4 protein-coding genes and 2 pseudogenes are annotated in these 6,258 nt (G+C 71.0%); 3 read left to right on the top strand and 3 right to left on the bottom strand.

From position 1 onward, the window contains the following. A pseudogene (locus PV721_RS39945) lies at positions 1-1,368 on the bottom strand (phosphoketolase family protein); the annotation flags it as partial. A 236-nt stretch (positions 1,369-1,604) separates the two neighbouring features. On the opposite strand from PV721_RS39945, the gene PV721_RS39940 reads away from it, so the two are divergent. After that, a complete protein-coding gene (locus PV721_RS39940; RefSeq protein WP_319733257.1) occupies positions 1,605-2,480 on the top strand; it encodes a universal stress protein in 876 nt (291 codons plus the stop codon). A gap of 75 nt (positions 2,481-2,555) precedes the next feature. On the opposite strand, the gene PV721_RS39935 is transcribed toward PV721_RS39940, so the two are convergent. Next, positions 2,556-3,263, bottom strand: coding sequence for a response regulator (locus tag PV721_RS39935; RefSeq protein ID WP_079403842.1), 708 nt, complete (start codon positions 3,261-3,263; stop codon positions 2,556-2,558). A 256-nt stretch (positions 3,264-3,519) separates the two neighbouring features. On the opposite strand from PV721_RS39935, the gene PV721_RS39930 reads away from it, so the two are divergent. Together PV721_RS39930 and PV721_RS39925 are read left to right on the top strand one after the other, a co-directional pair. Then, positions 3,520-3,846 (top strand): STAS domain-containing protein, encoded by a 327-nt coding sequence (locus PV721_RS39930; RefSeq protein ID WP_319733253.1) that lies wholly within the window; start codon positions 3,520-3,522, stop codon positions 3,844-3,846. Between the two features lie 173 nt (positions 3,847-4,019). Then, positions 4,020-4,469, top strand: a pseudogene (locus PV721_RS39925) (pyridoxamine 5'-phosphate oxidase family protein). 14 nt (positions 4,470-4,483) lie between these two features. On the opposite strand, the gene PV721_RS39920 reads toward PV721_RS39925, so the two are convergent. Next, positions 4,484-6,202: a GAF domain-containing sensor histidine kinase gene (locus PV721_RS39920; RefSeq protein ID WP_319733260.1), complete on the bottom strand. Its 1,719-nt coding sequence runs from the start codon at positions 6,200-6,202 to the stop codon at positions 4,484-4,486. Positions 6,203-6,258: the final 56 nt, after the last annotated feature.

Here is a 6,258-nt window from a genome sequence, read left to right as displayed (position 1 = left end):
CTCCATGACCCGGCCGTCGCGGGACAGGTTCCGGTCCGTGGCCTCCGTGATGCCCTGCCAGGCCTTGCCGGTGGCCTCGTACAGGTCGTCCAGCCGGTTCGAGGCGGTCTCATCCGGTCCGACGACCCTGAAGTCCCGCCGTCCGTCCGTGTCCCGCATGATCTGGGTGAGGAAGTGCCCCAGGACGCGGGTCGGTTCGTGGAGGCTGCTGCCTCGCTTTTCGACAGGGACGGCGTAGGTGTCGAGAGCGGGCAGCGGGAGGGGCCGCAGCAGCCGGCCACCGTTCGCATACGGGACGGCGCCCAGGCGGTGATCGCCCTGCGGGAGACAGGCGAGGACCTGCTCGGTGGGGCGCCCGTCGGCGTCGAAGAGCTCCTGCGGCCGGTACGAGCGCAGCCAGTCCTCCAGCTGCTTCAGGTGCGCCGGGTTCTCGCGTACCCCGGCCAGTGGGACCTGGTGAGCCCGCCACGTGCCCTCGACCGGGTCGCCGTCGACGGTCGCGGGGCCGGTCCAGCCCTTGGGGGTACGCAGCACGATCATCGGCCAGCGTGCGCGCTCGCGCTGCGTGCCGGTACCCGCTGTCCGGGCTTCCTGCTGAATGAGTGCGATGCGGTCCACGGCGTGGTCCACGGCGCGGGTCATGGCGTGATGGACCTGGGCGGGGTCGCTGCCGGTCACGTACAGCGGATCGTGCCCGTAACCGCGCAGCAGCGCATCGAGCTCGTCCTCGGGGATCCGGGACAGCACCGTCGGATTGGCGATCTTGTAGCCGTTCAGGTGCAGGACCGGCAGGACCGCGCCGTCGTGGACCGGGTCGAGGAACTTGTTCGAGTGCCAGGACGCGGCCAGCGGCCCCGTCTCGGCCTCGCCGTCCCCGATGACGCAGGCGACCAGCAGGCCGGGGTGGTCGAAGGCGGCTCCGTAGGCGTGGGCGAGGGCGTAACCGAGCTCGCCGCCCTCGTGGATGGAGCCGGGCGTCTCGGGGGCCACGTGGCTCGGCACGCCACCGGGAAAGGAGAACTGCCGGAACAGTTTGGCCATGCCGGCCGCGTCCCGCGTGATGTCCGGGTAGGTCTCGGTGTACGTGCCTTCCAGCCATGAGTTGGCAAGGACGGCAGGGCCGCCGTGGCCCGGACCCCAGACGCACAGTGCGTCCAGCGACCGGCCCTTGATCACGCGGTTGAGGTGGGTGTGGACGAGGTTCAGGCCGGGAGAGGTGCCCCAGTGGCCGAGCAGTCGCGGCTTGATGTGCTCGGGCCTCAGCGGCTCGGTGAGCAGGGGGTTGTCCATGAGGTAGATCTGGCCGACTGCCAAGTAGTTGGCGGCGCGCCAGTGCGCGTCGAGCTCCGAAATGGGGTACGAGGTCATGCCCGCTCCTGAGTGCGACGGTCCGGGACGTTCGTCGACTGAGCCGATGCCTCCACACTGCCTTCCCCGAGTCGGCGCCGCGAGGGGAGGACCGGCCCTGGGGGAGGGACTGTTGGCCCCTGTGTGCCACGGCGTTCAGCCGGGAGGGTGAGGTCAGCGACGCCGGTCCCCCCGGCCGGCGCCGCTCCCCTGACGACCGACCTCGATGCCCCGGCATCGGTACGGAGGACAGACTCGTGAAGCGCACCCTGGTTGTCGGAGTGGACGGATCCCCTCAGAGCCGGGCCGCGGCGGACTGGGCCGCACGGGAAGCCGTACGGCGTGACCTGCCCCTGCACGTGGTCCACGCCTGGCTGTGGCAGCCGCTCGCAGCCCCGATCGTCCAGGACCGGGACACCGAAGCCCGGCGCGCCGACGACGTCCTGAAGGAGGTGGAGGGCGAGCTCACCCACCGGTACCCGGGGCTGGCCCTCACCGCGGAAGTGCTCTCCGACGCGCCCGTGCCGGCCCTGCTGCACGCCGCCAAGGGCGCTGAGATGCTGGTCATCGGCACGCGCGGGCACGGAGCCCTGGTCGGTTTCCTGCTGGGTTCATACGGTCGGCAGGTGATCGCCGCCGCCGAGTGCCCCGTCGTCTCCGTACGCTCCGCGCACGGCAGGCCGGTGGCCGTGCCGGAAGAGGGCGAGGTCGTCGTCGGACAGCAGGGCGGCGTGGAGGAGTCCGCCGAGGTACTACGCGTCGGATTCGAGGCGGCCGCGGCACGCAAGGTGCCGCTCCGTGCGGTCCGTGCCTGGAGCCTGCCCCCGGTCTACGGCTACAGCCCCGGGTCCATGTGGATCGCCGACCAGTTCGGTGGCCTGGAGCCGTACGAGAAGGCCGCGCTGGAGCAGGCGCTGGAGCCGTGGCGGCTGAAGTACCCGGAGGTCGAAGTCGTCGCGCACGTGGAGCTGGGCAGCGGTGGCCAGGTGCTGCTCAGCGCCGCGTCGGACGCGCAGCTGCTCGTTGTGGGCCGCCGCGTCCGCGAGTCGGCGGTGGGGGCGCACATCGGGTCCGTGGCCCATGCCGTCCTGCACCACGCGGTCTGTCCTGTCGCGGTGGTCCCGCACGCCTGATCCGGACAGGGTCAGGATGGAGGCCGGGCACGCGACTGTACGGCGTGCCCGGCCATCGCGTGCCCGGTCCGTCGACTATTCGGCGGACGGGACGGGGCGCTGGCTCGGCGGGATCAGAGTATGACTGGCGATCACGGCGGCTTGGACGCGGCGCTCCACGCCCAGTTTGGTGAACAGGCGCGAGATGATGTTCTTGACGGTCTTCTCCGCGAGGTACATCCGTTTGCCGATTTCCCGGTTGGTGAGCCCCTCGCTGACCAGGACGAGGACCTCCTTCTCCCGGTCGGTGAAGCCGGGCAGACCGGGGACCTGCTCCTCCTTGGGGACGTCGCCGCGCATGCGGGCCATCAGCCGGGTCGTGGCTCCGGGATCGAGCATGGACTGGCCGGCCGCGACCGTGCGGACGGCGGTGACCAGGTCGGTTCCGGTGATCTGCTTCAGCACGTAACCGGAGGCGCCCGCCATCACGGCGTCCAGCAGGGCCTCCTCGTCGTCGAACGAGGTGAGCATCAGGCAGGCCAGGTCGGGCATCCGCGAGCGCAGCTCACGGCACACGCTCACGCCGTCACCGTCCTGGAGCCGTACGTCGAGGACCGCCACCTGGGGACGCAGCGCGGGGATGCGGATCAGGGCCTGTTCCGCCGTGCCCGCCTCACCGACCACGTTCAGGTCGGGCTCCGCGTCCAGCAGGTCGTGCACCCCTCGGCGTACGACCTCGTGGTCGTCGAGGAGGAAGACCGTGATCGGCGTCCTGGTGGGGGAAGGGCCACCGCTGTCGGTCATGACACAACTCCTTCGCCTGGGTTCGTCCTGGGAGGACGAACTCCCGCATCCTGCCTGTCGAAGGGGCCGAACGGACAGGGCCGATCGGCCCTCATCGGGCCCTTTCCCGCGCGACGGGGCGCCCGGGGAACAGGGACCTTCGGCCCTGCGCGGGGGGCATGTGGACCTTCCCGGGGCCGGACCGCGTGCGGTGAGCTGGTGCCGCACGGGGAGAGGGGCGGCTCGACCGCAGAGCCGCACGCAGCATGGAGGTTCCATGACGACTACCTTGATCGATCTGAAGACCGCGGTGAGGAGCGACGGCGACGTGCGCGTCACCTTGGCAGGAGAACTCGACTTCCACACGGCGCGGCAGGTAGAACCCCGACTCACCGCCCTCGCCGCGTACGGTCACCGCAACCTCGTCCTCGACCTGTCCGGGATCTCCTTCTGCGACAGCGCGGGCATCGACCTCTTCCTGCGCGTGCACCACCGCTGCTACTCGACCGGAACCCGGTTCCGGCTGTACGGCGTGCCGCCTCTGGTGGCCAATTCGATGCGGGTGCTCGGCGCCGACCGCGAGCTGCGGCTCGTGGTGGCTTGACCAGGGCGGTGTCCGAAACCGGGGCCCGGTTCGGGACCGTTGGGCCCTGGTTCTCGTGGTGATCGAGAGAGGCTGGTAACTCGGAAGCCGCAAGGACCGATCGATACCGGATGAAGGTGCGCAGCATGAACGAGGCTGGCGGCATACGGCGCACCGACGGTCAGGATGGCGACATGGCGGCCACCCGGCGCATGCGCGAGCTCGACAGGGCCGAGGCGCTCAGGCTCGTGGCGACGGTGTCCCTGGGGCGCATCGTCTTCACGCAGCACGCGCTGCCGGCAGTCCGTCCGGTCAACCATCTCGTCGAGGGCGGGGACATCATCGTGCGGATCCACGACGACGGGGCACTCGCCTCCCTCGTGGCCCCGGCCGATGTCCCTGGTGTGGTCGTCGCCTACGAAGCGGACGCCATCGATCCCGTCACCCACCTCGGCTGAAGCGTCGTCATCACCGGCTACGCGTGTCCGGTGACCGACGCCGACGAGGCGGCCCGGGTCGCTTCCCTGCTGCCTCCCTGGGTGGGACGCCCCATGACCCGAGCCCTGCGGATCCGTCCCGACCTCGTCGCCGGATTCCGGCTGGAGGCGGAGAGGACGCTGCCGGAGACGGCTGCCCGGGGATGATCGAGTCGGTCCCCTCAGCTCCCGGTGGGGAGCGGTGCCCGCCAGACGAGTCGGCTGCCCCCGTCGTCGGGGGTGTCAACGGTGAAGGACCCGCCCAGGCCCCGCGCCCGGTCGTCGAGGTTGAGCAGACCGCTCCTGCGGCCCTGGACCGGGACACCCCTGCCGTTGTCGGAGACCGTCAGCACGATCTCGCCCGGTTCCGCCTTGAGGGCCACGGCGACCCTGGTCGCCCCCGCGTGGCGCGCGGCGTTGCTCAGGAGCTCGCCCAGCGCCGCCATGACGTGGTCGGCCACCTCGGACGGGACGTCCGTGTCGAGCAGGCCCTCCATGCTCAGACGCGGCGGATGGCCGAGGGTGGTGGCCGCGTCGCCGACCGCCCGGGCAGCGCGGGCCCGCAGACCCGGTCCGCTCTCACGGTCCTTGGTGCGCAGACCGAAGATCGTCGATCGGATGATCTTAATTGTCTCGTCCAGGTCGTCGACCGCACGGCTGATGCGCTCGGCGGCCCCCTCGTGCTCGACGAGCCGTGCGGCGCTCTGGAGGGTCATTCCCGTGGCGAAGAGCCGCTGGATGGCCAGGTCGTGCAGGTCTCTCGCGATCCGGTCGCGCTCCTCCAGCAGTGCTATCTGCTCGGCGTCACGTCGCCGCTCCGCCAGCTCCAAGGCGATTGCTGCCTGACCCGCGAAGGCGACGAGCGGCTCCAACTCGTTCTCGCCGAAGACGGGCTCGCCGGCTGCGCGCGCGAGGAGGAGCACGCCCCTGCTCTCTCCTCCGGCGGTGCCCAGCGGGACCGCGACGGCAGGACCCAGCCCGCCCTGTGTCTGGGCATCGGCCGGATAGCGGTCGTCGTCCGAGGCGTGAACGACCGCCACGGGTTGCCCGGTCCGGTGAGCGGTTCCCGAGAGGGATCCCGCGAAGGGGACGACGAGTCCCTGCCGGGCCTTGCTGTCCGCACCGGCCGCGAACTCCACGAACAACCCCTCGGCGCCGGGAACCGGCATGGAGATGTCCGAGATCCGGGCGCCCGTGATCTCCCGGGCCCGGAGGGCGATGAGCTCCAGCACCGCCGGACGGGAACTGCCCGACAGCAGGCTCTCGGTGATCTCCGCATTGGCCTTGAGCCACCGCTGCTGGCGCTGCGACGCCTCGTACAGCCGCGCGTTGTCGATCGCCACGCCCGCCGCCACCGAGAGGGTGGAGATCACCGTCTCGTCCTCGGTGTCGAAATCGACGCCGCCCCGCTTGTCGGTCAGATAGAGGTTCCCGAACACCTCGTCCCGCACCCGGATCGGCACGCCGAGAAACGTGCGCATCGGCGGGTGGTGCGGCGGAAAGCCGTACGACGAGGTGTGCGCGCCGAGATCGGTGAGGCGCAAGGGCTCCGGGTGGTGGATGACCTCCCCGAGCAGACCGTGACCGGCCGGCAGGGGACCGATTTCGGCGATGGCCTCCTCGTCGAGCCCCACGGTCAGGAACTGCGACAGGGTGCGGCCGTCGGGGCCGATGACCCCCAGCGCCCCGTAGTCGGCGTCCACGAGCAGGGCCGCTGCCTCCACGATCCGCCGTAGCACCTGGGCCAGGTCCAGCTCCCGGCCCACCGAGACGACGGCCTCCAGCAGGCTGTGCACCCGGTCGCGGGTGCCGCGTACGGCGTCGATACGCGCTTGGAGCTCGTCGAGCAGCTCGTCCAGCCGCAGCCGAGGCACTTGCGTCAACGGATCCCCCACACCCACGTGATTCCCCTTCGCTGCCCGCCCCGTGCGGAGCCAGCGTATCGACAGCCCGGCCT

This window comes from Streptomyces sp. MB09-01 (assembly GCF_033794505.1).
Lineage (GTDB): Bacteria > Actinomycetota > Actinomycetes > Streptomycetales > Streptomycetaceae > Streptomyces.
The sequence above is the reverse complement of the archived record's forward strand: the minus strand, read 5'-3'. Positions and strand labels throughout refer to the sequence as shown.

Bases quoted from the DNA above. Each gene is read 5' to 3' on its own strand.
- PV721_RS39935 (WP_079403842.1), bottom strand. From the start codon at position 3,263: ATGACCGACAGCGGTGGCCCTTCCCCCACCAGGACGCCGATCACGGTC.
- PV721_RS39930 (WP_319733253.1), top strand. From the start codon at position 3,520: ATGACGACTACCTTGATCGATCTGAAGACCGCGGTGAGGAGCGACGGC.